The following is a 460-nucleotide window of genomic DNA, read 5'->3' on the forward strand; positions in this document are numbered from 1 at the left end:
TCGTTTTTACCTTCTTTGTCTGCTTGGTTGTGAGGTTCACACTCGCTTTTTAATTTTTTGTTGTCTAAAGTTTCAAATGTTTCTTCGAGTTGAACTGCCATTTTGAGTGTGACAAGCATTTGGCGAACAATGCTTGCAAAAGCTTGTTGGTTGTAAATATGGTATGTTAGTTCGTTCAGTTCTGCTGTGACTTTTCGTTCGATTTCTTGACGCCATAACTCTAATACAGGTCCAGCTTCTTTGGGGGGAGGACGTTCTGTTATTTTTTCACGCAATAAAAGGGCAATTGCTTCTTGAATAGGGGCTTCACTTTGGGTGCTTATCTTTTGATAATGGGCTCTTTGATATTTATCGGCCAGCATTTTATCAAGATTTTGTGCAATTCCTTCCATACTTAAAGTGCCTATTGCTTCAACGCGTGTTTGCTCGAGAGCATCAAAAATAGTACGTGCTTCTGATT

The 460-nt window shown here is 39.1% G+C and carries 1 pseudogene; it reads right to left on the minus strand.

Features of this window, described 5'->3' with window-relative positions:
* Positions 1–460, minus strand: a pseudogene (locus tag ACFIO5_RS11270) (cobaltochelatase subunit CobT); the annotation flags it as partial.

This window comes from Bartonella sp. AA86SXKL (assembly GCF_042196885.1).